Below are 25,837 nucleotides of genomic sequence, written 5' to 3'. Positions count from 1 at the left end.
TTTACTTCTCTGCGCCCAAAATCGCGCTGATAACCCAAGTGCATTCAATAGTTACAACCGCAGCACTATTAACCACTTAAACACTAACCACTTAAACACTAACCCCTTAAATACAAATCTCTTAAATACAAACCACTGAGATTGCTTACCGCTTTAACAACAAGTTAGCGGCAAAGTTTACCTCCCCCATAAGAAAAGCACCATAAGCCATTGATTTAAAGTAACTTTAATTATTGGCATGGCTTTCGCTAATTAATAGAAAAGTTATGAATTTAGCTGGAGGGTTGCCGCTATGGCACAACAAGCATTTAACACAGAGTTTAATAAAAATTTAACAAATCCTGTCGGTGCCATGCAGCTCGATGTTGCCAGTATGCTCATCCAGGCCAACGAGCATTACAACCGATCATGCCAAGGTAACCTTACTGAAGAGATGCGTGAAATTGAGCGTGAAAAAGCCGCTCAGCTTTGTGAATTCTTATACAATAAAAATCCGAGCCAACCACAGGTTCTCAACCTGATTGGCCGTATCTCACTGGATCAGCACGATTACAGCAAGGCTTTAGAACACTTCGAAACGGCCATTGAACTCGACCAAAGTCAGCCGATGTTCTTCACCAACTTAGCCTATTTGCAATTAATGCAACGCAAATTTGACCTCGCTCTTAAACACTTTAAGAAAGCCATTGAGCTGGACAACAAACACACTCAGGCACTTTCAGGTATTGCCTTAACATACCTGAATATGGGACGTTACGGTGAGTCTTTTCAAGCTTACCGCAACCTGATACGCGCAGGTCATTTTAATGAAAACATCCAATCGGGTGTTTTCCGTTCAGCGGCCATGTTAAAAGCGGATTACTATCAGGTTGAGCTAGAGCACGACTTAATTCGATATCTTCAATACCCTAATGCCGATCATGATTTACTGTCCAACCTGGCCACCAGCACCCTGGATCATAAATACAACATCAGCGGAGATAAAGAATCCCCTCTGGACATTTTTGCCATTGCCAAAGACACATTATTTTTAGAGACCCTAAGAAAAGTACACTGCACAAACGTTGACCTTGAAAATACGATCCGGGCACTGCGGTTTTTAATTCTAAGCCAGAGCATGGAAGCCGGTCACATCATAGATGAGTTCATCCAACTCGCTATTGCTATTTCTATGCAGTCAGCCAGAAACGGCTATGTTATGTCCATGTACGAAGACGAAACAGAAGTGGTTGCAAGCATTGAAAGTCTTATAGAGCAGATCATTGCGTTAGAAGATTGGCAGCCACAAGATGTTACTGGCGCTTTGATTCTTCTGTCCATGTATAAGCCTTTAACTGGCTCAAACGTGGGTGACACCATTAACAACACAACCGTTTCTGAATGGCCTGAGCTGCTGCAGCCAATGCTTGAAAAAGCACTTACTGAACCAGAAGAAATCATGCGCCGAGCGGAGCGCTATAAAAACCCAGGTATGACGGTTCATGCCAGCCATAATATCAAGAAGCAATATGAGCGCTTCCCATACCCACATTGGAGCAACTTAGGGTTCCATACACTGTGTGACTATACACAAGCTCTACGCCACGAACTGTCTCATATCGTTATCCCGCCTGAACTGAAAGGCAAAACCTTGAACATGTTGGTTGCAGGCTGTGGTACAGGACTGCAGGCTCTGAAGGCGGCCAGGTACTTCCAAAATGTCAAAGTAACCGCCATTGACATCAGTGCTTCCAGCCTCGCGTTCGCTGAAAAACAAGCCGAAAAGCTTAAGATCCGTAATGTAAAATTTCTCGCTTTAGACTTAACCAAGGTTGAGCAACTGAATGAAGAGTTCGACATTATTGAATGCAGTGGTGTACTGCACCATCTACCCTCTCCCGAAGAAGGGTTAAAAGCACTGACCAATTGCCTCAAGCCCTACGGTTTTATAAAACTGGGGCTATACAGTGAAGCAGCCCGGTTGAAAATCAATCAGCTGAAACAAGAAATTATCGGTAACTTCACTCAGGCAGACGAAGAACAAATCCGAAAGTTACGCTGGTTAATCATGACCGATGATAATTTAAAGGCTGAGTATGGAAAACTAATCAGCTCGCCTGACTTTTTTCATATGGCAGGGTGTGCCGATTTACTTTATAACCCACTTGAGCACCTCTACAATATAAATTCGCTAAGGAAGCTTACTCAAACAACTGGCTTAAAATTCCAGGGGTTTACTGGCTTAACACCAGAACGAAAACAAGAATATGGACGCCGATTCCCTCTGGACAAAGACATGACAGACCTCCATAACTGGGAATCTTTCGAAGAGAAAAACAAAGAACTTTTCTCGGGTATGTACCAGTTTTTCTGCCAAAAACTTTAAAAAATAAGGGCGCTAAAGAATTTTTTAGCGCCCTTTCAGCCATTACCCAACACAGCTCTTAAACTTTACGGACACTTTATGGATAGCAACTATTTAGAAGAGGTTAGACGTCAATATGAAGAGTACCCATACCCGGAAAGAAACCCGGAGGTAGAAAAGGGAACACTCCTATCAACCAAGTCGTCCTCTTTAGATTGCATTAACCACTACTGCTTCGAAGGTAACCTCAACCACACTGAAAATTTCAGAGTACTTATTGCAGGAGGAGGTACTGGAGACTGCACGATTTACCTTGCAGAACAACTCAGAAATACTAATGCAGAAGTGGTATACCTCGATATGAGCACAGCGTCCATGGCAGTCGCTCAAGAAAGGGCCAAGGTCAGGCAGCTTACCAACATTCAGTGGGTACATGACTCTATTCTTAACTTACAGAGCTTAAATTTAGGCCAGTTTGATTACATTACTTGTACAGGAGTGCTTCATCATCTATCGAGTCCGGAAGCGGGTCTTGCGGCACTGAAATCAGTTCTGAAAAAAAATGGTTCTATTTTTTTAATGTTATACGGCACTTATGGCCGAACTGCCGTATACCAAATGCAAGATTTAATGAAGCGAGTAAACCAAACAACAGAAGACATCAGAGCGAAAATTTCAAATACAAAAAAAGTTCTAAATTGTTTGCCTGACACCAATTGGTTCAAATTTAACAAACAAATATTTAACTTGGATTTAGCCAGTGATATTGGAATATATGATCTTCTTTTGCACTCACAAGACAGATCCTACACTACGACGGAATTATATGAATTCGTCGAAAGCCAGGGCCTGGTTCTCAATACAATGTTTGAGCTTGAAAGCGCTTTAGGAAGAATGATATTCGACCCCAAAACTTTCTTGAATGACCCACAATTAATTCAAGAAGTTATGAGCTTGCCAAAGCGAGAACAAGAGGCTATTAGCGAATTATTGTATGGCCAAAGAATTAAGCATTGCTGTTACATATCAAACGCTTCAAACAAAGAAGCTCAATTTACAAACAAAGACTTAGTTCCAATACACAGTATCACCAGCCAAGGCGCCGTTGAATTTGAAGACCTAAAAAAACAATTCAACGGAAATGGCGAAAAGATCAGAATCAATATCGCTGTAGAGATTTTTCGCAGGGAGTGTACCAAAGACCTGTTCAATGCCATTGATGGCAAAAAATCCATCGGTGAAATTGTAGTTGAAGTCAGTCAGCTCAACCCAAATGAAAGTCTAGAAAACATATACAGCCAGTTTTATAAGATATACAACGCTCTAAACAATACCGGCTTAATGTTTCTCAAGAGCAAAAATACGCCTGAGTACCCTCAGATGGTAGAAATGCAAAGTCGGGTTGTTTCAATTTACGGAAGAGATGAGTGTCAAAAAATCTACAATAAATATTTCAAAAAATAAATAACTAAAGTAGAGGGGCTTCCCCCTCTACCACTACCCTATCAGCATTGCATTTCTTTTCATTGATGATAATACCTTACCTATCAGCTCTTCTTTTTCCTGAGAAGAGAAGTGCTTTATCTTCTTACCGTTTAACATTTCTTCTGAAAAAATATCGCCCCAGTTTTCCTGAACATCCAGAGGAGTCCTTGTTCCGTCAAACATAGCAAATAGTTTTCTGAATTCGGATTTTACCGAAATAGAAAAATGCAGTTGATTCGTGCTTTCCATCTCATGCTTTTTGAGCTGCCCCAAAGCAACCGGATTCAGCATTGGCTTGTCAGAAATATAGTCAACGCAAAGCGCAGGGTTCACTCGAAACACACATATATTGGTTTTTATTAGGTTACGGACAATGTCTGCAATGAACTGATCCATTTGCTCATGAGAGCCAAATTCCAACCCCTGAGATGCAGCCTCCATGACCTGAAGAACGGAAGCCCCTGCCGGCCCTTTGGAAGATAAAAACGATAGTGCATTTTGAGTAAAGCGATCGTCAAAAGTTATGAGGCTCGTTCCCTGCTTCCATTCATAACGACCATTATTTTGTCCTTTATAGCTTGCGGAGCTATACAAATACAAATCTTTAGCCCTGTTGAAATCAACTCGGCCAAGCACTTTCTGTTTAGAAAATAAACTGGATCTAAAACCCGTTCCCTCAATAAAATCGAACAGTTGTTCTCGTTCCAGACGATCGGCACCGTATGATTCAACCTTGTCGTTCAGTTCTTTATTAAAGAGTCGTCCAAAGTTTCTTTGCCACTCCGAATCAGCAACATAATCTAAACCGTATTTTTTTAAAAGATCAGAAATCTCGTTAAAATAAAACGGCTTATTGTAGTCTTCCAGGTATTCGTGCCCGAGATAATATTCAGGGAACTTTGAAGCCTGTTCATAAGCCCCAATAAAAGAGGTTTTATAAGACAAGGTATCAGACGATATGGCATTCAAAAACATTTTGGTTTTTGACATGGTGTCCGAGACCGTCGCGATGTCGCTCTTCCCTTTGGATATAAAGCGCATAAACTTCAACATTGGCATACGATGATGCCAAAGCGGAAAAGTATTGTAGCTCACATACGCCAGGCCATTAGCTGACATTCTCGTATTGCAGAACTCTAGTATCTGCTCTTGAACATGCTCTGGCACCCAAGAAAACACACCATGACAAATCACATAATCAAATAGGCCAAACTCTTCATCAACCTCTTCAATGCCTTTGTGTAAAAAGAAAATGTTTTTTAAGCCCAGCTCTTGCTTTGTCTTTACCGCTTCAAGAATTTGTTGCTCAGAAATATCCACTCCCACAAACAGTGCATCCGGATTATTCATCGCCATCGGCAATAAATTTCCACCGGTAGCACAACCTATTTCAATCACCTTAGCTTTAGAGGGTAAAACCGGATCTAAACCATACAAATGAGCAAGTGCAGCCATATTTTCCGGGTGGGTTTTCCAGATTGGCTGGCTTTGATATTGAAGATCATCATAAGATGAGGCTAATTCACTCTTATAATCAGTACTTTCTTCAGCCATACCCTGTTTATTCTGCATAATTGTGTATTTTCCATAGATAAAAAATTAACGTTTATAGCTGATTAAACAAGCTTAAACCGGTCACTCTGGTATAACTTAACTGAGTCGCTTCAAGCACAAAGGTTTGATAACTCAACCGCGATACAGCTTCAGAATAATCCAAATCCTGAAGATCAGACAACACCTCCTGGCTGACCAGCTTCACTTCTTCCTGTGTCTCCCGGCTGGTCGCTACGATATTCATCCGGCCACCAACGTCACTTTGCACGTTAATGACCGAGTTCAACGCGTTATCCAAATTCGACAAAGTATCACTTAATAACTTTTCCAGCTGTTCTTGATCTACTGGCGTATCTGTTAACGAGTTTAAACCATCTTCAAGTAACTTATAGGTGGTAAATATGTCCTGCTTTGAAGATGAATCAATGTAAAAGTTATCGCCTGGATCAGGGCTTCCCACCACCTTAAAGGCAACACCTTCCAACTGAATTTCCTGACCCGGTACATAAGACTGATCCTGAACGATGGGTCGGCCAGTTTCCTTTTCATAGGCGGTAAAGTTTGGCCCGTTGGGTATTACATTCGTTTCCGCATTAAACTCAATGACGATATCTTCAGGGTAAAACGCATCATATACCGTTTGATCAACCACTTTGCCCAAGGTGATGTAGGTATCTGCGTCTGAGTTGGTCGGGTCTGTAGAAGTGGATACCGTGTTATTTTCACTTGGAATGTCCATGAAAATTTCTTTTCCCGGATTATTCCTGGCAAGGTTTGTCGCTTCATCCGCTTTTACAAAGCGCTCGCCTTCATCCCCCTGGTATATAAAACGTCCGTCTTGCTGCTCAACAAAAGGTTCAGTAAACCCTTGAAAACCGGCAAATATGTATTCACCATTCGGATCTTTAGTGTTTGTCAGGGCCAGAAGTTCATCCACTCGCTGACCAATTTCAAGCGCTATCGACTTTCGATCATCAAAACTGTAAGTACCATCACCGGCACTCACCGTCAGTTCACGTACTTTACGAATGTTGGTCACAATAGAGTCTAAAGCAGACTCTTCAGAGCGTAAGGCACCATCCAAAGTATCCAGGTTCGTACTGTACTGATCCCGCAAAGAGATGGACTGTTGCAGTTGCAAAATACGCGTGCTGTTCAGTGGGTCATCCGCAGCACTTAGGTTCTTTTTACTGGTGGATATTTGTTCTTGTGTTCTCAGCATTTGAGAATTCAAGTCAATCATTTGAGACACTGAGGCTTCAAACGCCTGACTGGATGAAATACGTACGGCCATAATCAAACTCCTTTAACGTCTGAAGATTTAAAATGTACTTAATAAAGTATCTAAAATTTCCTGAGCGACCTGAATGACTTTCGCCGAAGCGTTATAGGCCTGTTCATACTTAATCAGGTTGGCTGCCTCTTCATCCAGGTTCACCCCTGACACCGATTCTTTAAGAGACTGAGTCAAAGCCAACACACTTTCTGCGGCCGCTTCGTTAATTCTTAAAGACGCGGTTTCAGAGCCCACCTTTGCGACCAACTGGTTATAACCCTCTTCCAGGGTTTGACCTGCGGACTGATCCACGCCAATGGTTTTTTCTCGCTGAATATCAATCAAGTTTGTGGCATTTCGATTGTCTGAAACCCCGTCAGTGTTGTAATCAATAGTAAAAGAGTCTGTTCGCTGAGGTTCACCATTGATCTCAGCCTGATAACCCAAATACAAACCCGTCGCGGTAGGGACCGGTGTAAAAATATTACCCAAGCCGATGGCATCAGAGGTAACCAGCAAGCCTTCTTCTAACTGAATATCGATCGTGCCACCAACGGTTGCAGAGTTTCCTCCATCCACCGTTAAGGTATTCGACAGGCTGTCCGTCACATCCACAGTGTCTCCGCCTGGGTTGGCGTCGCCATTGACTGTCACGGTAATATCTACACCGACATAAGATTCAAGACGAACGTTGGTACCATCGCTGAACGCACGAATATTTTGCGTAGAAAGGTTGCCGTTCGCATTTACTTCTCTGGCAATGGTGTCCGCATCCACTACATCCGGTGCAGTAATCGTTAAGGTTTCACCGTTGATTACTATTTCATACGCGGTTCCGGCCCCGTTATCGACAAAATTACTGAGTGTCACTTCGGTTCTGGCCGTGGCCACAATACCTTGTTGCTGATTTAGCTGATTAGCAATTTGCTGTGCAGGCGTATTCGCCGCGATTGCCACTCCAGGCCGGGCCGTTACGACGCCCGTATCCGGATCAGTGAAGGTGAAACTTAAGTTTTCAGCCAAATAGCCGTTGGTGCCACCTGCGACCACAACCCCCGCATTGGCGCCCGTCGACTCAACCACAGTTAAACCCGGATCTTCTGAAAAAAGTTTGTTCGTTACCCCGGGAATAAACACCTGATCCTCATAGGGAGGCACCAGACTGACCGGATTGGCCGGGTCAGAATTATCAAGCACGTCGTAAGTGGTTTCACTGGTGAACTTCACGATCAAAGGCGGTGACAACTGCCCTGCTGTGGCAAAGGTGGATAACAAGACATCATCGTTTGGAGCCTCCTGGTAAATGTCCAGAATAGAACCTTGGCTAATGCTTGCCGTGCCCAAATTGCCTAAATCCCCTTCGGTTCGAATGGGTGAGGCCAACGCTAACTGATCCCCCCGCTCGATCTCTGTGGCGATGTCCGATGCACCAGTTCGTGTTGGTCGAATTTCAAACTCATCGCCTTCCACAAAACTGCCGCTTTCCAGCTCAATTCTGACGCCTTCAAAATCAATTTCGAAGGGATAAACGGTGGATACCACCCCCCGGGTAACGACAGAGTCATCCGATAACCGACGAACTTCGTAGTTGGTGTCATTAGGCCCGGTGAATTCAAGCACATAATCGTCAGCGGTCATAATGCTGGAATCAATGATGGTCACATTTCCCACACGATCAATCGGTGCCACATTCTCACCGGAGCCCATGAAACGACTGCGGGCTATATCCAGATCGTTCACATCAGTGAAGATATAGCCGCCTAAATCGCCGTTTGCATCCATTCCTAAACGATGCTGCTCATTAAGCTGATCAGCCATAACAATGGCAATCCGCCCCAACTGGTTAAGTGCTTCCGGAATTGACTCATTCTGGAAATCTAATAAACCAGCCACCGAGCCTCCGCCAACCTGATCGGTAACATCCACCAAAACACCAGCCACATTGACCGACACCGATTTCCGGTTTAAATCGAAATCATCGTCGCGAACTTCAATGCTGTACGCAGTGTCACCCACAACAAGATTCTGGCCATTGGACATGAAAACAGACAGTGCACCACTTTCCGTTTCAACCGTACTGATATCAACAAACTCGGAGAGCTGACGGATGGATTCATCTCGTTTATCCAACAAGTCATTTGCAGTGGCCGTACCGCCACCTTCGGCTTGAAGGATCTCCTTATTCAGCGCAGCAATGTTATTTAAGATGGTGTTGATCTCAATGGCTGAGGACTCCAGCTGCTGGGAGTTCGTCAATTGCTGATCAAAAATACTCTGTGACATTTGATTAAAACGTACCACAACGTCTTTGATGTCATTCACTACGGTATTTCGGATACTGACGGAAGAAGGGTCATCCGCCACCACCTGAAAGCTATCAAACATACCGGACAATTCATTCAGGATGCCTGTTTCCGGGTTGGAGAGCAGCTTATTGGTTTGTTCGATATTCAACAGGTGCGACTCCACCTGTTTATACACGGAAGTATCACGAATCAGTTGATCATTAATGTACTGGTCAAAGATCCGGGCCACTTCATCCGCTTTAACCCCCTGCCCCTGTACCAGGCCGCCTTTAAATATTGCCGGGTTCGTAGAGCTTTCAACCCGTTGTCGGGTATAACCAGGGGTGTCCGCATTCGTGATGTTATGACCCGTCGTTGCTAAGGCAGCCTGATTTGCCTTCAACCCGGTTAAACCAATATTGATAAGAGACATGACATTACCCCTGGAAAATAATTGCCGCTCAACGGCCAAAAAATATTCATCTACAAGGGATAGAACAAAAAACGTGCCAAAAAAGAAAGTCAGAGAAATGCAAAAACGTGAAGAATGAATAAGGAATGGACGCGCGGCCCATTCTTACTAAAACAAATTCAAGAAAGAAACAAAGTAAGTTACAGCGACTTCATCATGTCACTGTTCATGATTCGAACAATCTTATTCGCGTACTTAGGATCGGTTGCATAACCGGCACTTTGCAGCTCATTTAAATACTTCTCTGCGTCACCCGCCTGATTCAGTGCCGTTTGATAATGACTACGACTTTGTAAGAAACTTGAATAATCCAGCATGGATTCAACATAGGAGCCATAAGATCGGAACAGAGCTTTTTCTTCTCGCGCAATGCCATTCCTGAACTCGGTGGTATCGGAATTCACAGCCTCCCCTCTCCAACTGGAATCGGCTTTAATGCCAAACAAGTTAAAAGAATTGCCACCGTCGGCATGCGTCGGAATCTTTTTGCCCCAACCGGTTTCCAGAGCCGCCTGTGCCAATAACGCTTTCGGATCAGCATTCAGTTTTTTAGCCGCCACTTGTGCCACGGGCCAAAGAACATTCACAAACTCCTCAGGTGAATCAAAGCGATCTTGCTTGGAACGCGCGTGCTCAACCCCCACCTTCAACGCCTGCTCGTCCTGTGCATACATCGAGATTTGCTGGCGATCCATATAGTCTTTAACCGCATTCGCTATGCGCTTCGCCTGTGGTGAATCCGGCTGTGCGTACAGAATATCCTGATCTTTAATCGGCAAACCACTTTTGGGGTCCAGCTTCACCGTCGGGAAAAAGTTATTATTTTCAAAGGGAGAAAAAGTGGCGTCCCTGCCAGGCATATCCTTGCCCTGACCACCCGGTCCAGAGTGATCCATGCCAAGCTGCTCCCATCCTTTTCCTTGCTGTGTCAACGACTCCAGTCCAGGAACCTGCTGACTGATTTGGCGAACTAAGGTATCAGCCAAACCAATGCCTTTGCCTTCCGATAAATGCATGGATAGCTGTTGGTCATACATATCCCGGTAGAACTTCATCTCCGAGCTGTTTAATGGATTATCCTGCTCAAATGCTGCATTGGCATCACGCATGGATTTCAGCATCATCCCCACGAACATACTTTCAAATTGCTTTGCGATGTTATTCAGAGCTTCCAATTTGCCCTGATCAGACTCTCTCGACTTGCCTTTTAAATTCTGCAAGCTATTTAAGTCGTGATAAGACCCCAAAGACGAGGTATCAAAGTTAGACTTCATGTTAATAACCCCGTTACAGTACGATCAACTCAGCTTTTAAGGCGCCTGCTTTTTTCATGGCCTCCAGGATTGCAATTAAGTCAGAGGGCGAAGCGCCTACCTGATTCACCGCCGTTACTATTTCCTGAAGTGACGTTGAACCTTCAAACATAAACATCGGATTAATCGCTTCTTGCGCGTTCAGCTCTGTTCGTGGCGTCACCACGGTTTCACCCCGACCAAACGCGTTCGGCTGATCAACATCCAGGTTCTCATTGATGCTGACCGTCAGGCTGCCATGGGTAATAGCCACCGGATCAACTTTTACATGTTGACCAACAACAATGGTACCGGTCCGGCTGTTGATCACTACCTTGGCTTTATCTTCACCCGGATCAACTTCCAGGTTTTCCAGAATGGACATAAATGAAACCCGCTGAGACGGATCTCTCGGTGCTGTGACCCGAATCGAAGTGCTATCAATAGCCGAGGCAATACCGTCCCCCAGCAACTGATTCACTCTGTCGACAACTCTTTTAGCGGTAGTAAAGTCGGAACTGTTCAGGTTAAACACCAGCGAGTCACCCTGGTTAAACGACGTCGGAACCGCTCGTTCAACGATGGCCCCGTTTGGAATGCGACCCACACTCGGCACATTTACCGTCAGTTGTGATCCATCGGCACCTTCGACACCAAATCCACCAACCACCATACTGCCCTGAGCCACAGCGTAAACCTGGCCATCAGCGCCTTTTAAAGGCGTCATCAACAAAGTACCACCGCGTAAGCTGGTGGCGTTACCAATGGAAGACACCGTTATATCAATGTTCTGACCCGGTTTACTGAATGCGGGTAACTCGGCATGAATTGCCACTGCGGCAACGTTCTTCAGTTTCGGGTTAGTACCAGGCGGAATGGTGATTCCAAACTGGCTCATCATGTTCTTAAAGGTTTGATCTGTGAAAGGTGCTTTATCACCGGAGCCGTCCAGCCCCACCACCAAACCATAGCCCACCAGTTGATTCGATCGCACCCCGGCGACACTGGTAATGTCTTTCAAGCGTTCAGCGTATGCCTCGATTGAAAGCAAACACATCACTAAACAAAATGATTGAATGAAAATCGTCTTAATCATCCCAGCCACGTTCATAATTAAGCTCCTCAGAATGGCCAATAATCGCTGTTAAAGAATCTTGCCACCCAACCTTGTCGGTTTGCATCCGCCAAATCACCGGTACCACTGTAGGTGATGCGAGCATCCGCCAACCGGTTGGACATGATGGTATTATCATCAGCAATATCATCAGGACGAACAAGCCCCCGAATGCGAATATATTCATCGCCCTGATTAAAGGTCATCCACTTTTCGCCTCGAACTTCCAATACTCCGTTCGGCAAGACATTCGACACCGTTACCGTAATTTGACCGGACAAGCTGTTACTTTGGTCACTGTCGCCTTCACCGGTAAACTCCCGGTTTTGAGACAAGCTGGTTAACAGCCCAAGATCCTTCAACAAAGGAATGGTACTGGTGATTTGGTTTCCCATATCTTTGCCCAGTAAAACACCCGGATCAAACTGTATATCCTGCTCTTTGGTTAACTCGGTATTAGCAGATTTCTTCGCATTGGTTTGCTCTGAAAGTACGATGGTAATGATGTCTCCGATGCGATGGGCACGACGATCATTGAATAATCCCATGTTGTATCGAGCCTGATACAAAGACCCATCCTGCCGTTCAGGCGGCACCAATGCCGTCGGTTGAATTGGCGCATACATAGGATCATCGGGTTTGACGATGTCTTTGCTGCACCCTGAGATTATTATCGCTGCTACTGCAACCATCAACAGCTTACTGTTCTTGTTCATTGCCCTCTCCCGAACTATTAGAGGTAAATCCCGCTAACTTCAACGGTTATTAAAGCGTCTGACTGATAAATCCAAGCATTTCATCGGCGGTAGAGATCACTTTCGAGTTCATCTCATAGGCACGTTGCGTGGTGATCATGTTGACCATTTCTTCCACCACATCCACATTGGAGTTTTCCAGAGAGCCTTGCAGAATACTGCCCATGCCGTCCAATCCGGGCTCACCCTCTACCGGGTCACCACTGGCATTTGTTTGAACGTACAAGTTATCACCGATGGACTGCAAACCCGCCGGGTTCACAAATGACACCAAAGTTATATTGCCGATTTCTGTTGCCTCGGTTTCACTGCCCTGAGTAATACTGACCGTACCATCACGGCCAATACTGATGGAGGTGGTGTCCTGCGGAATCACAACATTGGGTTCCAACTGGAAACCAATCGGGTTAACCACATTACCGTCAGCATCTTTATGAAACTGACCATTACGGGTATAACCTGTGGAGCCGTCCGGTAACGTAATCTGAAAGAAACCTCGGCCGTTAACCGCCATATCCAGCGGCTGATCCGTGATCTGAAAGTTCCCCTGTGTATGTTCTTTTTGCGTACCAACCACCCGAACACCTGTACCCAACTGCAAGCCGGAAGGTAGCTGGGAGTCTTGAGCAGACTGAGCACCCGGTTGCTTCTGTACCTGATACATCAAATCATGAAACACTGCCCGGTCACGTTTAAAGCCAACCGTCGCAACGTTTGCCAAGTTGTTTGAAATGGTGGTCAGTTGTGTATCCTGAGCACTCAAACCTGTTTTACTTACCCATAATGCGCCGTGCATAACCTATCTCCTAGCACCTAATTCATACAAGATCAGATCAGTGTTTAAGCTGCCTTTATTCTCCAGGAGAACCCCAAACCGGGTTAGGCATTTGGCTGCCGATTGCCGTCACTGATCAGTCAAAATATTCAGTTAATTATTGAATTTGCAATAAGCTTGCCACCTTCTCGGAATTCTCCTCGGCGGTCTTCATCATCTTGACTTGCATTTCATATTGACGCTGATGAGACATCATTTCGGTCATGGCATTTATGGTATTTACGTTGCTGGACTCCAGAAATCCGGACACAACACTCACGGTTGGGTCCTGTTCAAAAGCGGCGCCAGGCTCACCTTTGATTCGGAAAAGCCCGTCAGTGCCTTTATCCAAAGTCGCAATCTCCGGATTCACTAATTTCAAACGACCAATATCAACAATTTCAGTGGCCAGACCATCCGTTGGCACCAAGGAAATCGTACCGTCATTGGCAATATTAACGGTGCTTGCCGGCGGAATGATGATAGGGCCATTTTCCCCCAAAACAGGGAGGCCATCCGGTGTCAGCAGCTGGCCTGCAACGTCTTGCACAAAGTCGCCTCGACGGGTCAGTGCTTCATTGCCTTCCGGGTCCTGAACCACGAAAAACCCTTGGTTCGGAATAGCAACGTCCAACGCCCGGCCGGTTTCCATCATCGCACCTGCTTTAAAATTACTGGCAGGTCGTTCGGTCATGGCATAGGCGCGAGTCGGGTGGTAATCGCCCCACACAGGTTGGCTGCGAGCTTGAGCAAAGTCTTCTCGAAAACCGGTGGTATTTGCATTGGCAAGGTTATTCGCATGAGATCGCTGAGCAAACATATTCTGCTTAGCGCCAGACATTGAGATATAGAGTGCTTTGTCCATAATGGTCTCCAGCCATAGTTGTTAATTCAAACGCCTGACAACCGGAAACTTTCGCATTTATTTACAAAACAGACTCAATACTCAATTAAGAAAAAATTCCGTTTTCAGCTGACCGCTACAGTCGCCGCACGAATCCCTGTGCGACTTGCGGCTGGAGGTTGGTCTTCCTCCCTGAACTGCTTCGACGTTGCCTTGGTTTCGTTCTTCATGTGGCTCATACCTCATGAACCCAAATCAACATCAGATCTTATTTAGATATTGAGAATCGTCTGTGAAATGGTATTTTCAGTTTCGATTGTCTTAGCATTTGCCTGATAATTACGTTGTGCAATGATTAGGCCAACTAGCTCATCCGATAGGTCAACGTTAGAGCTTTCAAGGGCTGAAGACTGAATCTTACCTAGCGCTGCCGTACCCGGCAGGTTAATTACTGCCTCCCCTGCGGCAGTAGAGCCCCGCCACATGGTATCGCCAATAGGCACCAGACCCTGCTCATTGGTAAAGTTAGCCATTGCCACATAAGCGAAGGTGCGCGTTTCACCATTCGTGTACCGACCGATGACCTGACCATTCGTATCCACATCAAGACCAACCAGAGTCCCTGTACCAAAGCCATCCTGCGCTAACGAGTTAATCGCAAACTGAGAACCTCGCTGGGTACTGCCGGTAATATCAATGGTGAAATTGGAGCTGGTTGGCGGCACCGTCGGCTGCTCACCCGCGACAGGCCCTGCCGCCCCATTAGGGTTACCATCGGCATCTCTGGGCACCCAGTCATCAACCAACAAAGGCGTTGCAGGGTTGCTCGATGCTAAATCCCCCCGATCATCAAATACCAGCGTTTGAGATAAGGTCAAGTTACGCTGATTTGTATCTGAGACCGGTTGAGAAGGGTCAAACCCAGGGTTAACATCGCCAATATTTTCACCATCCACCACAACATACATCGTCCAGGTATTGGTATTTGTAGCGTTCAGCGTTGCCGGCTCTTTCACAAAGTACTGAGTCATCACATGCTGATTACCCAAGGAATCATAAATATTGACCGAAGTAGTGTGGTTATAACTTTTGGAATCCGTCGGACTGAAGGGACGAATCACCGCCGTATCGTTCGTTGGCGTTGCACCAAACACCACGGAGTTCGGTGCCGTTGCTGCATCGTTATTCACGATATAAAAACCGGGATCGACAATCACATCAACAAAACCGCCGACCGTCACTTCGTTACCAGCACCTGGCGTTGTCGTAACTGCAGCACCAACCGTTTGGCCATTGACTACCCCGGTCACATCCATACTGCCAACCCCCGGAGAGGTCGGGTCTGCAGCATCATTAATAGCAAAGGACACGTCATTACCCAGTGAGTTGACGACCGTCAAAGTATCCGTCGCGGCATCATAAGTTGCGCTGTAGTTTGCCCGCCCACTGATTTCTGCCGCCAATGCCGTACCACTACCAAAACTGGCACTGGCCGGATCTGTCACCGTAAGCGGCAACCCATCCAAAGTGGCATTTTGTGCTGTATTCCAGTTTGTAAGCTGAAGCGTGGTAGACGCCGACGCTGTCGCACCATCCACATTTGAAATAGTCGTCGCAATATCGAATGCCGAAGCGTTTGCAGCCCAACTGATGTCCGAAATCACCTCATTCGGTGACGCTGCAGCATTCACCAACTGAATAGTACTTGTGGTAGTCGTAGCAGAATACCCATTAACGGTACCCGCCTGAGCTACACTGATCCCCGTACCATTGGTGGTTGCCGGCAACCCTCCGGTGGCAAATGCCATTCTGGCATCCAGGTTCAAAGCCGTATCCACGTCCGTTGTCCGGTTTGGCGCCATATCAGCATCATCAACCTGAATATCGCCCAAAGGACGTGACGGGTTCGGAGCCGCCTCCAGCTGAAGTTCTTCCGGCACCCCAAAACCCTGAACCAGTTCGCCGGTATTTGTTACAATGAAACCTTCATTATTTAAGCTAAACATGCCGGATCGAGTATAAAACTGCTCGCCCAAATCATTTTGCACGACGAAGAATCCTTCACCATTAATAGCAAGATCAAGACTGTTCTCAGTAAAGTTAATATCCCCCTGGTTAAACTGCTGCGAGATGGTGTTTATATTGACACCTTGTCCGGAGGCACCATTGCCCGAGACATTGGCGGCATACAAATCACCAAACTCAACGCGTGACTGCTTAAACCCGGTGGTTCCTGCGTTCGCAATGTTATGACCCGTAACATCCAGATCCGTTTGAGCCCCTTTCAGGCCCGTCAAGCCGACTCCAAAAGACATATTCTGATCCTCTTCTAGCTAAACCTGCTGACACTTCAACAAGTTAAAAATCTCTTCGTTACCTGACTGGTAAATTGCAGGCCAGACAACCGTTATTGAACTTAAAACTTGTTTGCGTTACTCAAAAATCTCTCGGATATCGGACATTGGCACCTTACCAACCCCTGCCACATTCAGCATCATGTCACCGCCCGCTAAAGTCACGCTATTCACCTTGGCCGAGCCATACACCTCGAACGTCTTAGCTTTTTCATCTACCACGCCCGTGGCTTTAAACTTATAAGCACCGGCAGGCAAAACATTGCCTTCGTTATCCTTCCCGTCCCAAAGAATGCCATTCTCTCCCGGCACAGCCTTAGTCATTGGAATCTCCCCCACCAGAGCACCGGCCGAGTTGGTAATGCTCAGCATCACATTCGTGGCACCTTCCGGCACATCCACCATGGCGGCAACATTGCCTTCACCCGACCAATACGCCGTGTCCTGCTTCACCACAACCTGCCGACCAACCAATGATGAAGCCTGTAAAGCCTGGCTCGACTTGTAGTCACTCATCATGGATTCGACACTGGTGTTCAGCTTGTCGATGCCTTCCACCGAGCTGAACTGTGCCAGCTCTGCAATAAAATCGCCGTTTTCCTGAGGATCAAGCGGGTTCTGATTGGTCAGCTGAGCAACCAACAGCTCCATGAACTGATCCTGACCCAGCTCATCCGAACCTTGAGTCGATGATGCGTTACTTGTCTGAGTTCGATAGGTAGCAAGCGCATCTGTTGAAGTACCATTAATATCAGTCATTTGATTTCACCTATATTGGTTCCCAGGTTCCTTACTTACCTAACGTCAAAATTTGCTGCATCATTGTTTTTGCTGTGTTCATGATATCGACATTGGTCTGATAAGAGCGCGATGCCGAAATCATGTTTGCCATTTCTTCGACCACATTCACGTTCGGGTAATATACATACCCTTCTTCATCTGCCATCGGGTGCTCCGGGTTATAACGCGCTTCCAGCGGCGCATCACTTTCCACCACGCCCATCACATGAACGCCGTTGCCAATATCTTCATTGACGTCCACACCTTCAAACTTATACCCCATTTCATCCTTATGAATCTGTGAAAAAACCGGGTGACGTGCACGATAGGTCTCGTCAATACTGCTGCTAACCGTTTCTGCGTTGGCAATATTACTGGCCGTCGTATTCAAGCGAATAGACTGAGCCATCATGCCTGTTCCGGCTATATCAAATACATTTCCCAGTGACATAATCAGTCTCCTTATTCGCCTTTAATTGCGCCAGTTAAGCCTTTGAATTTACTGTTCAAAAATTGAAAAGTCGCTTGATACTGCATGGCATTTTGCATGTACTCTGAGTTTTCAACCTGAGTCTCAACAGTATTTCCGTCAATGGCTGGCTGATGCGGATTTCTGAACTTAAGCCCCTGATCCGGGCTTAATAAGCCATCCAGATGCTTGTCGTCCGTTTTATCCAGCCCGACAGAAGACAACCGATCAGACTCAGCATTCAAAACGGCTTTAAAATCAATATCTCTCGCTTTAAAACCAGGGGTGTCAGAGTTTGCCAGGTTATTCGCGATGATTTCTGCGCGCTGAACCCTCACACCCATTGCTTGTGGGTGGATACCTAATGCGTTATCAAATGAAATTGCCATATTGCCGCCTTCAACGATCAAATTCTTAAACTTTCTATTTAACAAACAAATAGCGTGCCAAATAAAAATACACAATAAATTCAATAAGTTATGATTATTAAGACAAATATTAAGCGGCAAGCGGCAAAAACGGCAAAAAACACCACGGAAAGGCAAACAGGGCTAGAATCAGTAAATACTAGAAAGAAGAGGAAAGAAAGAAAAGATACAAAACACCCGAAGAAACTGCCTCCGGGCCATAATTTAATTATTTCACTTTATAGATCAGGCCAGGACGGCATTGAATCATTTCATAGATGTCGTTCAGTCCGGTTAAAGACTCGGTAGCACCAATCACCAAATACCCTCCGGGGTTCAGGCAACGAGACAAGCGCGTCAATATATCCTTTTTCTGTTCTGCCGAGAAATAAATCAGCACATTACGACAAAATATAATGTCGAATTTACCAAAGCTGGCATAACTCTGAAGTAAGTTTAATGAGCGAAAATCCACACGGCTTTTGATGTCACGATTCACGGACCAGGAACCGTCCGTATTTTCCGTGAAATACCGGCGCTGAAGGTCAGCATCCAGCCCACGGGCCAATGCCAGCTTTTCATAAGACCCTTTTTTGGCCATCGCCAAAATTTCAGAAGACAAGTCCGTTGCCAGAATTTGCACCTGACTTAATCTTTTGGAAGGGTTTGCTCGATTGTACTCTTCCACCATCATACTCATTGAGTATGGTTCCTGACCGGAAGAACAGGCAGCAGACCAAATTTTCACGCTGGTTTTACGTTGTGCCACCAGTTCGGGAAATAAGATCTCTTTTAAAATTCGATACGGATGCTTATCACGAAACCATAAGGTTTCATTGGTTGTCATCGCATCAATCACGCTTTCTTTTAAGCGGGTATTCATCCGAATTTTAGACAACAAGTCCTTTAAGTCATGCAGATCGGCTTCCTGCATGATTTTTCTTAATCGACTGGCAACCAAATACTGCTTGTTATCACCCAATACAATGCCGGACTCTCCCTCAAGAAAAGCCCGAAACTGATCGAAGTCATTTTTTTCAAATCGTATAGAGCCCGATATCGACATCCATTACCTCAAATTCAGCGTAAACAGAAAGGGATGATTACTCCCCTCCCTTATAAACAGGTGCATAATCTCCCTTTAAAACACTCACTGCTTTTGAGGCTAGATTATCTGGACTGAATTTCGCCATAAAGTCATTGGCACCAACTTTTTCCACCATCGCATGATTAAACACGCCACTGAGCGACGTATGAAGCATAATATGCAACTCATTCATACTCGGATCAGCCTTCACTGCAGAAGTCAGGGTGTAGCCATCCATTTCAGGCATTTCAATGTCCGAAATCATCATGATGTATTTGTCTGCAGGATTCACACCCTGCTCAACCAGCCCTTTCAAATGCGTTAAAGCTTCAGCACCGTTTTTAAACAAAGTCGTTTCCAGCCCCACAGACTCCATACATTTCTGAACCTGCCTGCGAGCAACCGAAGAATCATCAACAATAAGAATATGACCTAACCCTTCATCGTCTTCTTCCTGAGGAATCTCTTCAAGAATTTCTTCACTAATGGCTTCACCACTTGGTACAACCTCAGAAATCACTTTCTCAACATCAATGATTTCTACCAGCTTGCCTTCCAGCTCAGTAACCGCAGTCAAATAACTCTCTTTGCCTGTTCCCGGTGGTGGCGGATGAATGGATTCCCAATTCGTGTTGACAATACGTTCAACAGAGCTGACTAAAAACCCCTGAACCGTACGATTGTATTCAGAGATGATCACGAAACTGTTTTCAATGTTCGGCAACGGAGAAGCTCCGGTCGCCATACTCAAATCCAGAATAGGTATTGTGCCACCACGAATATGAGCAACCCCACGAACAACAGGATTTAGCTTAGGCATCATGGTTAACTTAGGACACTGTAAAACTTCTTTAACCTTAAAGACGTTAATACCATATACCTGATCCGACCCTAATCGAAACAGCAGCAGTTCCAGCCTGTTTTGGCCTACCAGCTGCGTTCGGGAATTTACTGCGTCTAATACACCCGCCATTTAAATCACACTCCTAATGAGGCTAACGGCTTTATTTTTCAATTCAGATTGTCCTATCGGCGTCATTGACCGTTTCTTGAAAAAATTTATCAACAACCAATGAATTGCAGGTACTACTTATCACGGTTTCACATATAACTATAGCAACTTAACAGCCACTGACATTATTTTTCATGGCACAGCTATTGCTTCTTTAACCACAGAGACAACAAAGCGGCAAAAACATGACACCTGGAACATACACATGTCATATCTGATGAAGCATTTAGACAATTCTAGACGAATATATAAAAAGGCAAAGCCCCTTCTTTGGCCGATTCTTGCCGGATTCGCTTTTTTTATTTGCCACCCGGTCTCAGCGAACGCCTCAATCAAGATATCGCCTGAAGGCATTCAGCAACAAATAATCGCTTTCATTGAAACTGAGTTCGAGCTGGACACCAGCACAGAAGAAATTGACATCGCGCCTCATAAAATCAGTTCATCGTTGAGATTGCCGAAATGCACTCAACCCCTGGATCTCGTTCGGACAGGTAAAAACGCCAATCATTATGGGCGGCACACCATCAAAGTAAGTTGTTCCAGTCCCAGATGGAGTTTCTACAGTGGCGCTACGGTCAAAGCTTACGGAACCGTAATAACTGCAAGCTCTCCCATCGGCAAAGGAGAAATTGTGACCAAAGACCACATTAAATACAGCAAAGTAAATTTAGCCAAAATGAATGGCAATGTCTTGACGGAAGCAGACTCAATACTTGGACTGGCCGCTAAAAGGCCTATCAGACAAGGATACATGCTGACTCACAACCAATTTGAAGCCCCTAAGTTAATTAAGCGGGGGGACGGCATCATGATCCAGGCCGTCAGCAAACTGTTAACCGTAAGCACACCGGGAGAAGCCCTGACTCATGGTCGGTTGGGCGAAAATATCCGAGTCAGAAACCTGAAATCTGACCGGGAAGTGATCGCCAGAGTGAAGGACAGGGACACCGTAATTGTTATGTTATACTAGCAGGCTGTTGATTTTCGTTATCGAGGCAGGCTTAACAAGGCAAAATCAGGCGAAAAAGCGGAGTTTATAGGTCATAAATGAGCATTTTGAGCCTGATTTTAACGCCGGTAGGGCAACACAGATAGAAAATCAACAACCTGCAGGCAACTAATTGCAAAAGTTAACTAAAGTCACTATGACATCTGCCGATATAACCGAGTGAAAGCAATTAATTTTTCGCGGCAAGGCTGGAGTAAACAATGGAAATCAACAACTTAAATATTAATAGCAGCAGTCCTAAGGCTAAGCAAGCTGAAACAAGCTCAGCAGGCAAAGAAAAATCTCAGGACATCACCTCACAACCAAGCGCAGGTGAAACCGTATTCATTAGCTCAGAAAGTAAAGCAATGAACGATTTAGAGAGCTCTATTAAAGAACAGCCAGATTTTGACACAGACAAAGTAGCACAAATCAAAGCAGCCATCGCCGAAGGCAATTTTGCCATCGATGACGAAGCATTAGCTAACAACATTATTCAATTTGAAGAGCTATTTAGTTAATTAAAACTGAATAGCAGCAATTGAATTGACTGTTATTAAGGAACATATCAATGTCAGCAAACATAGAAAAAGCGAGACAAATAATTTCAACGGATATTCAAGGTGATTTAAAAGACGCCAACGAGCTTCGCACCTTGCTGTCAAATGAAAAAACAGCCCTCGATTCTCGCGACATTGAGACAGTTCAAGCTCTAAGCAAACGAAAACTGGAAATTACAGATGCGATGGAGAAGCGTGCTAATAAGCGCAGTGAAATCCTGAAGCTGTTTAATTTCAGTAATGATGAGTCAGGCGTTTTTTCCCTGTTCGAAGGATCGCCGCGAAAAGAACTGGAAACCGCCTGGCACACTCTGAAGGCTCACCTGACCGAATGTCAGGAAGCAAACATCATCAACAGCAAAATTGCGTCTCGTACACGCCAATCACTGCAGCACGTTTTAAAAATTGTCCAGGGAAAATCAAATAAACCCAAGGTTTATAACCCATTAGGCAATACCTCAGCTATTATTACAGGCAACCTAATAGGTGAAGCATAGCCTGATCGCGTGAATTCTCTGCTTTTGTGGCCCCTGCTCTTGACCACATGATGAAAGCCGATTAATTTACGCGATAACAAGCAAACAGGAACTGGGTAGTACTGGATGACATATAGAATACTAAAAACACCAGAAGAACATTATTCTGTATTACGTACTATTCAGGACAATCGCTACCCTACCACACTGACTTTCCACTCTCATGATCAAGAGTATTTAACTCAGGTCATCAAAGCGGATATTGCTAATCGTTGCTTCTATATTGACGAACTCAGACCGCCCAGCGGCCATAAACTGGCAGCTTCCGGGGAATCTTTCGACATCGTCACTAAATTAAACGGCGTCGAAATCATCATCAAAGGTTCCTCCATCGTCGGCGCAGGAAAGTCTGAAACCGGTCAATTTTATAAAATCACCTTTCCGTCAGAAGTTCTTTATTTACAAAGACGCCATGCCTTTCGGGTAGATATTCCGGAAGAAAGCGAGGTATTCGTTGAATTTCGTGGGGATGAGCATCAATCAACCACCCATGCGGAAGTGTTGGATATTTCAGCAACGGGTTGTCGCTTAAAAATTAAAAAAATGCCTGAGCCGCCTTTCGAAAACGGCGACCACATTCCTTTTTTTAACTTCAAAATCAGCCAAAACATACACGTTGAAGGCGAGGCTGAAGTCCGTTTTATTTCAGAAGTGGAAGAAGATGCGTCCTTCATCATTGGTTTACAACTGACCGAACTGTTTGGCCTGGGTCACAGAACCATGGAACGCTTTGTCAATGAAATTCAGCGAGAAGCCAGAAAACAAAGATTCGAATAACAAATCAGGCTAAAGGCTCGACAGTAAAACCATGATGAGTCATCTCAGCTAACAACTCAGAACACTGATACACCCGCTCTAAATCCTGATACTCGTCTAAGTCCCAAAGCGGCTCACCAATCCAAGCCTTAAAGCCGTTATCATTAATCCGCTTAACTTGCTGATCAAAAACCCGTTCCGTTCCCCAATCAATGTCATTGAAAATGTTTGAGCAAGTTTTCGACGCTCCAATCGTGACATAACCGCCATCTTCAGACGGGATAATGGCTAGATCATTATTCGATAACTGAATAACCACCTCCCGAATACTCTGCTCAGTAATCGATAAGGCATCACCGCCTACAATAACGACTTTGTCATAGTGAACCAGCATAGAGTCTATGGCATTCGCCATTTTCACACCTAAATCCCCTTCGGACTGAAGATGGCCTGACACCCCGTACCTGCAAGACAAGTCCGTAAAAAACGCATGATCAAGCTCATTCGCTGCGCTGAGGTACAAATCAATATCGTCCAAGCGAGCCAAACGGTTCACAATTACCGTCAGCATTGCCTGGTAAGTATTCAACGCGTTTAACTCTCCAATGGTTGTAGCCAACCGAGTTTTCACCTGACCAAGCTTTGGTGCCTTTGAAAATACCAGCACTGCCACCTTGGCCGCCACATCCTGTGAGTTGGATATATTGTGAGCCTTCATTGGGATTTCCTTCGATAATAAATACGATGAACCTGCTCCGCCGACGCGCCACGCCAATAGATAAACCTCAAATACCACATCGTAAAAATGGTTTTGAATATACCCTCACGCTGCCACTTTCTGCTGGAAGTAATGATATGCGACTTGGGAATGAAAGGACGGGACAAGCGCTTAAGTCGTTTACTCAGCTCGATGTCTTCCATCAACAATTGCGAAGGAAACCCGCCTACCCGGTTAAACGCCACCCGATTGACGAACATCCCCTGATCACCAGTACTGATTGCCGTTAAAGCACTTCTGTGATTCATAAACCAAGCGACTATTTTCAGCAAAAAACCAGAAGGCTCAAGGTGAACATTAAATCGCCCCCAACAGGTTTTTGGGCACTGAATAAAATTCACCAGATCCGATACAGTTTCTTTCGTTAACCGTGTATCTGCATGTAAAAACCATAAGATATCGCCAGAAGCCTGTTGGGCACCAAAGTTCATTTGTCCTGCGCGTTCAGGGTTGGTACGAAACAACTGAACATGGTTGGCCGACAGCAATGAATCCAAAGAGGCGTCCTGAGCACCATCCACAACAATGATTTCATGAACCAGACGCCCCAAAGGCTTCAAATCATCAATCAAATCTAACAGCGGCCGAGTGTCATGAAATACCGGAATGATGACACTCAGCCTTGCATTCTGATCAAGCTGAAACCCATTACTCAAGTGCACCACCGCAACTGCTGCCTTGCCCTGCGGTACAACCATAACAATGGTTTGCGATTCGGATGCCTTGCTCCGTTAATGGATTCTCCAATAGATCACGCAAGTGGGGCTGCGTTTTTGAAGTCGCAGCCAAAGGCATTTCAAGCATCTGATTAAAATCACAATCGTATAAGTTGCCATTCCAGTCGACACTGACCAATGATTTGCACATAACACTGTCAAGATTGGTTTCCGAAAAGTTGTTACGCAGCAATGTCATGTAATTATCAAATTCATTCTTTGCCAATAACACGGCACCAAACCGACTGATCGGCATATTAGTGATGGTAAGAAGCTGATCAAAAGTAATGTCGAACTGCTCGGATAACTCACGTTTATAGTCCGCCTCTAAAGGCTTCTGGGGCGGCGGTAAAAAGGCCCCTGATGGGTTGTATACTAAATTCAAAGGCAACGAAGGATCACCAACGCCGTAACCAATGCTGTTCAATAATTTCAATGCTTCGATACTGCTTTGGTAAACCCCTTTGCCTCGCTGACCATCCACTGTATCTTCGGTATAACAAGGCAGAGATGCCACCACCTGCACCTTGTTCTCAGCCAAAAACTCCGCCAGCCATTCATAACCTGGCTCCAGTAAAATGGTTAAGTTACAGCGGTCAATGACTTCCACATCCCGAGCTCTCGCCTGCTCCACCAGCCACCTGAAATGCGGGTTCATCTCCGGCGCACCCCCGGTTAAATCCAGAGATTTAATGCCTAACTGATCAATACATTCAATAATCAGCTCAACCGTTTCTTTATCCATTAACTCCGTACGCTTCGGCCCGGCATTCACGTGACAATGGGTGCAGCTTAAATTGCAAAGATACCCAAGATTTACTTGCAGTGTCGTCAGTTTAGACCGGGTAATCTGCGGAAAGTCAGTCGCAATCAATAAGGATTTGGTATCTCTCATAGCTATCTCATTTATTTAATTATTAGGCCGTTCCATCCGGTGGAAATCTGATGCTTAGAGCGAGTTGATCAAAATAAGTTCAGAACCCATTAATTTTTTAGCGTTCGGGTGACAATCCTAATGACTCACTGTAAAATCCGATTCGGCTTCTCCCCATAGCTCAACAGGATAGAGCGTCCGCCTCCTAAGCGGGTGATTGGGGTTCGAGTCCTCATGGGGAGGCCATTTTCTTATCTCGCATTTTAATCCATTCTCAGCCGA

At 45.2% G+C, this 25,837-nt stretch carries 23 protein-coding genes and 1 tRNA gene; 7 read left to right on the top strand and 17 right to left on the bottom strand.

Translation table 11 applies throughout. The annotated features are described in order from the left end of the window. Nucleotides 1-292: 292 nt before the first annotated feature. On the top strand, nt 293-2,365 hold the full coding sequence (locus tag ABD744_RS02670) for a methyltransferase domain-containing protein (protein ID WP_344795190.1): 2,073 nt from the start codon (nt 293-295) through the stop codon (nt 2,363-2,365). A 78-nt stretch (nt 2,366-2,443) separates the two neighbouring features. Then, nucleotides 2,444-3,808: a class I SAM-dependent methyltransferase gene (locus tag ABD744_RS02665; protein ID WP_344795188.1), complete on the top strand. Its 1,365-nt coding sequence runs from the start codon at nt 2,444-2,446 to the stop codon at nt 3,806-3,808. A 33-nt stretch (nt 3,809-3,841) separates the two neighbouring features. Here the strand turns inward: ABD744_RS02665 and ABD744_RS02660 are convergent, their stop codons facing one another. The 14 genes from ABD744_RS02660 to ABD744_RS02595 form a co-directional block, all read right to left on the bottom strand. Continuing rightward, nucleotides 3,842-5,401 (bottom strand): methyltransferase regulatory domain-containing protein, encoded by a 1,560-nt coding sequence (locus ABD744_RS02660; RefSeq protein ID WP_344795185.1) that lies wholly within the window; start codon nt 5,399-5,401, stop codon nt 3,842-3,844. Nucleotides 5,402-5,435: 34 nt separating this feature from the next. Further along, nucleotides 5,436-6,677 carry a flagellar hook-associated protein FlgL gene (flgL, locus tag ABD744_RS02655; RefSeq protein WP_344795183.1) on the bottom strand — a complete coding sequence of 414 codons (1,242 nt, stop codon included), beginning with the start codon at nt 6,675-6,677 and terminating at the stop codon, nt 5,436-5,438. A 27-nt stretch (nt 6,678-6,704) separates the two neighbouring features. Then, the gene (gene flgK / locus ABD744_RS02650; protein ID WP_344795181.1) at nt 6,705-9,377 is read right to left on the bottom strand and encodes a flagellar hook-associated protein FlgK; all 2,673 of its coding nucleotides are present in this window, start codon (nt 9,375-9,377) and stop codon (nt 6,705-6,707) included. Nucleotides 9,378-9,556: 179 nt separating this feature from the next. After that, on the bottom strand, nt 9,557-10,690 hold the full coding sequence (gene flgJ, locus ABD744_RS02645; RefSeq protein ID WP_344795179.1) for a flagellar assembly peptidoglycan hydrolase FlgJ: 1,134 nt from the start codon (nt 10,688-10,690) through the stop codon (nt 9,557-9,559). 13 nt (nt 10,691-10,703) lie between these two features. Beyond that, nucleotides 10,704-11,819 carry a flagellar basal body P-ring protein FlgI gene (locus ABD744_RS02640; RefSeq protein ID WP_344795177.1) on the bottom strand — a complete coding sequence of 372 codons (1,116 nt, stop codon included), beginning with the start codon at nt 11,817-11,819 and terminating at the stop codon, nt 10,704-10,706. A gap of 11 nt (nt 11,820-11,830) precedes the next feature. Continuing rightward, entirely contained in the window at nt 11,831-12,538 is a 708-nt protein-coding gene (gene flgH / locus ABD744_RS02635) for a flagellar basal body L-ring protein FlgH (RefSeq protein WP_344795175.1), read from the bottom strand. A gap of 49 nt (nt 12,539-12,587) precedes the next feature. Further along, nucleotides 12,588-13,373: a flagellar basal-body rod protein FlgG gene (flgG, locus tag ABD744_RS02630; protein ID WP_344795173.1), complete on the bottom strand. Its 786-nt coding sequence runs from the start codon at nt 13,371-13,373 to the stop codon at nt 12,588-12,590. 136 nt (nt 13,374-13,509) lie between these two features. Further along, on the bottom strand, nt 13,510-14,256 hold the full coding sequence (gene flgF / locus ABD744_RS02625; protein WP_344795171.1) for a flagellar basal-body rod protein FlgF: 747 nt from the start codon (nt 14,254-14,256) through the stop codon (nt 13,510-13,512). Between the two features lie 251 nt (nt 14,257-14,507). After that, nucleotides 14,508-16,550 (bottom strand): flagellar hook-basal body complex protein, encoded by a 2,043-nt coding sequence (locus ABD744_RS02620; RefSeq protein ID WP_344795169.1) that lies wholly within the window; start codon nt 16,548-16,550, stop codon nt 14,508-14,510. Nucleotides 16,551-16,667: 117 nt separating this feature from the next. Further along, nucleotides 16,668-17,348 (bottom strand): flagellar hook assembly protein FlgD, encoded by a 681-nt coding sequence (locus ABD744_RS02615; RefSeq protein ID WP_344795167.1) that lies wholly within the window; start codon nt 17,346-17,348, stop codon nt 16,668-16,670. Nucleotides 17,349-17,379: 31 nt separating this feature from the next. Continuing rightward, nucleotides 17,380-17,820 (bottom strand): flagellar basal body rod protein FlgC, encoded by a 441-nt coding sequence (gene flgC / locus ABD744_RS02610; protein WP_344795165.1) that lies wholly within the window; start codon nt 17,818-17,820, stop codon nt 17,380-17,382. A gap of 11 nt (nt 17,821-17,831) precedes the next feature. Next, a complete protein-coding gene (gene flgB / locus ABD744_RS02605) occupies nt 17,832-18,227 on the bottom strand; it encodes a flagellar basal body rod protein FlgB (protein WP_344795163.1) in 396 nt (131 codons plus the stop codon). Nucleotides 18,228-18,474: 247 nt separating this feature from the next. After that, nucleotides 18,475-19,311 (bottom strand): CheR family methyltransferase, encoded by an 837-nt coding sequence (locus tag ABD744_RS02600; RefSeq protein WP_344795161.1) that lies wholly within the window; start codon nt 19,309-19,311, stop codon nt 18,475-18,477. 37 nt (nt 19,312-19,348) lie between these two features. Continuing rightward, nucleotides 19,349-20,305 (bottom strand): chemotaxis protein CheV, encoded by a 957-nt coding sequence (locus ABD744_RS02595; protein ID WP_344795159.1) that lies wholly within the window; start codon nt 20,303-20,305, stop codon nt 19,349-19,351. Nucleotides 20,306-20,549: 244 nt separating this feature from the next. Between ABD744_RS02595 and flgA the strand changes: the two genes are divergently transcribed. From flgA to ABD744_RS02575, 4 genes are all read left to right on the top strand, one after another. Beyond that, nucleotides 20,550-21,317, top strand: a complete 768-nt coding sequence (flgA, locus tag ABD744_RS02590) for a flagellar basal body P-ring formation chaperone FlgA (protein ID WP_344795157.1) — start codon at nt 20,550-20,552, stop codon at nt 21,315-21,317. Nucleotides 21,318-21,556: 239 nt separating this feature from the next. After that, nucleotides 21,557-21,856: a flagellar biosynthesis anti-sigma factor FlgM gene (gene flgM / locus ABD744_RS02585; protein WP_344795155.1), complete on the top strand. Its 300-nt coding sequence runs from the start codon at nt 21,557-21,559 to the stop codon at nt 21,854-21,856. Between the two features lie 50 nt (nt 21,857-21,906). Next, the gene (locus ABD744_RS02580) at nt 21,907-22,392 is read left to right on the top strand and encodes a flagella synthesis protein FlgN (protein ID WP_344795153.1); all 486 of its coding nucleotides are present in this window, start codon (nt 21,907-21,909) and stop codon (nt 22,390-22,392) included. Nucleotides 22,393-22,497: 105 nt separating this feature from the next. Next, nucleotides 22,498-23,208 carry a flagellar brake protein gene (locus ABD744_RS02575; RefSeq protein ID WP_344795151.1) on the top strand — a complete coding sequence of 237 codons (711 nt, stop codon included), beginning with the start codon at nt 22,498-22,500 and terminating at the stop codon, nt 23,206-23,208. 4 nt (nt 23,209-23,212) lie between these two features. Here the strand turns inward: ABD744_RS02575 and ABD744_RS02570 are convergent, their stop codons facing one another. From ABD744_RS02570 to arsS, 3 genes are read right to left on the bottom strand one after another with little or no spacing between them, the layout of a single operon-like run. Then, on the bottom strand, nt 23,213-23,905 hold the full coding sequence (locus ABD744_RS02570; protein WP_344795149.1) for a TIGR04282 family arsenosugar biosynthesis glycosyltransferase: 693 nt from the start codon (nt 23,903-23,905) through the stop codon (nt 23,213-23,215). Next, nucleotides 23,902-24,621: a TIGR04283 family arsenosugar biosynthesis glycosyltransferase gene (locus ABD744_RS02565; protein WP_344795147.1), complete on the bottom strand. Its 720-nt coding sequence runs from the start codon at nt 24,619-24,621 to the stop codon at nt 23,902-23,904. Before ABD744_RS02565 ends, ABD744_RS02570 begins: the two co-directional genes overlap by 4 nt. Then, nucleotides 24,614-25,576 (bottom strand): arsenosugar biosynthesis radical SAM (seleno)protein ArsS, encoded by a 963-nt coding sequence (arsS, locus tag ABD744_RS02560; RefSeq protein WP_344795145.1) that lies wholly within the window; start codon nt 25,574-25,576, stop codon nt 24,614-24,616. The genes ABD744_RS02565 and arsS overlap by 8 nt, the downstream gene beginning before the upstream one ends. Before the next feature lie 149 nt (nt 25,577-25,725). On the opposite strand from arsS, the gene ABD744_RS02555 reads away from it, so the two are divergent. Further along, nucleotides 25,726-25,801, top strand: a tRNA-Arg gene (locus ABD744_RS02555). The last annotated feature ends 36 nt before the right edge of the window (nt 25,802-25,837 follow it).

Source organism: Litoribacillus peritrichatus (assembly GCF_039537985.1).
Classification (GTDB): Bacteria; Pseudomonadota; Gammaproteobacteria; order Pseudomonadales; family Litoribrevibacteraceae; genus Litoribacillus; species Litoribacillus peritrichatus.
This window is presented reverse-complemented; position numbering and strand designations above follow the sequence as displayed.

What these genes read in the sequence shown, in the direction of transcription:
- ABD744_RS02670 (WP_344795190.1), top strand. Translation starts at nt 293, where the DNA reads ATGGCACAACAAGCATTTAACACAGAGTTTAATAAAAATTTAACAAAT.
- ABD744_RS02665 (WP_344795188.1), top strand. Translation starts at nt 2,444, where the DNA reads ATGGATAGCAACTATTTAGAAGAGGTTAGACGTCAATATGAAGAGTAC.
- ABD744_RS02660 (WP_344795185.1), bottom strand. Translation starts at nt 5,401, where the DNA reads ATGCAGAATAAACAGGGTATGGCTGAAGAAAGTACTGATTATAAGAGT.
- flgL (WP_344795183.1), bottom strand. Translation starts at nt 6,677, where the DNA reads ATGGCCGTACGTATTTCATCCAGTCAGGCGTTTGAAGCCTCAGTGTCT.
- flgK (WP_344795181.1), bottom strand. Translation starts at nt 9,377, where the DNA reads ATGTCTCTTATCAATATTGGTTTAACCGGGTTGAAGGCAAATCAGGCT.
- flgJ (WP_344795179.1), bottom strand. Translation starts at nt 10,690, where the DNA reads ATGAAGTCTAACTTTGATACCTCGTCTTTGGGGTCTTATCACGACTTA.
- ABD744_RS02640 (WP_344795177.1), bottom strand. Translation starts at nt 11,819, where the DNA reads ATGAACGTGGCTGGGATGATTAAGACGATTTTCATTCAATCATTTTGT.
- flgH (WP_344795175.1), bottom strand. Translation starts at nt 12,538, where the DNA reads ATGAACAAGAACAGTAAGCTGTTGATGGTTGCAGTAGCAGCGATAATA.
- flgG (WP_344795173.1), bottom strand. Translation starts at nt 13,373, where the DNA reads ATGCACGGCGCATTATGGGTAAGTAAAACAGGTTTGAGTGCTCAGGAT.
- flgF (WP_344795171.1), bottom strand. Translation starts at nt 14,256, where the DNA reads ATGGACAAAGCACTCTATATCTCAATGTCTGGCGCTAAGCAGAATATG.
- ABD744_RS02620 (WP_344795169.1), bottom strand. Translation starts at nt 16,550, where the DNA reads ATGTCTTTTGGAGTCGGCTTGACGGGCCTGAAAGGGGCTCAAACGGAT.
- ABD744_RS02615 (WP_344795167.1), bottom strand. Translation starts at nt 17,348, where the DNA reads ATGACTGATATTAATGGTACTTCAACAGATGCGCTTGCTACCTATCGA.
- flgC (WP_344795165.1), bottom strand. Translation starts at nt 17,820, where the DNA reads ATGTCACTGGGAAATGTATTTGATATAGCCGGAACAGGCATGATGGCT.
- flgB (WP_344795163.1), bottom strand. Translation starts at nt 18,227, where the DNA reads ATGGCAATTTCATTTGATAACGCATTAGGTATCCACCCACAAGCAATG.
- ABD744_RS02600 (WP_344795161.1), bottom strand. Translation starts at nt 19,311, where the DNA reads ATGTCGATATCGGGCTCTATACGATTTGAAAAAAATGACTTCGATCAG.
- ABD744_RS02595 (WP_344795159.1), bottom strand. Translation starts at nt 20,305, where the DNA reads ATGGCGGGTGTATTAGACGCAGTAAATTCCCGAACGCAGCTGGTAGGC.
- flgA (WP_344795157.1), top strand. Translation starts at nt 20,550, where the DNA reads ATGTCATATCTGATGAAGCATTTAGACAATTCTAGACGAATATATAAA.
- flgM (WP_344795155.1), top strand. Translation starts at nt 21,557, where the DNA reads ATGGAAATCAACAACTTAAATATTAATAGCAGCAGTCCTAAGGCTAAG.
- ABD744_RS02580 (WP_344795153.1), top strand. Translation starts at nt 21,907, where the DNA reads ATGTCAGCAAACATAGAAAAAGCGAGACAAATAATTTCAACGGATATT.
- ABD744_RS02575 (WP_344795151.1), top strand. Translation starts at nt 22,498, where the DNA reads ATGACATATAGAATACTAAAAACACCAGAAGAACATTATTCTGTATTA.
- ABD744_RS02570 (WP_344795149.1), bottom strand. Translation starts at nt 23,905, where the DNA reads ATGAAGGCTCACAATATATCCAACTCACAGGATGTGGCGGCCAAGGTG.
- arsS (WP_344795145.1), bottom strand. Translation starts at nt 25,576, where the DNA reads ATGAGAGATACCAAATCCTTATTGATTGCGACTGACTTTCCGCAGATT.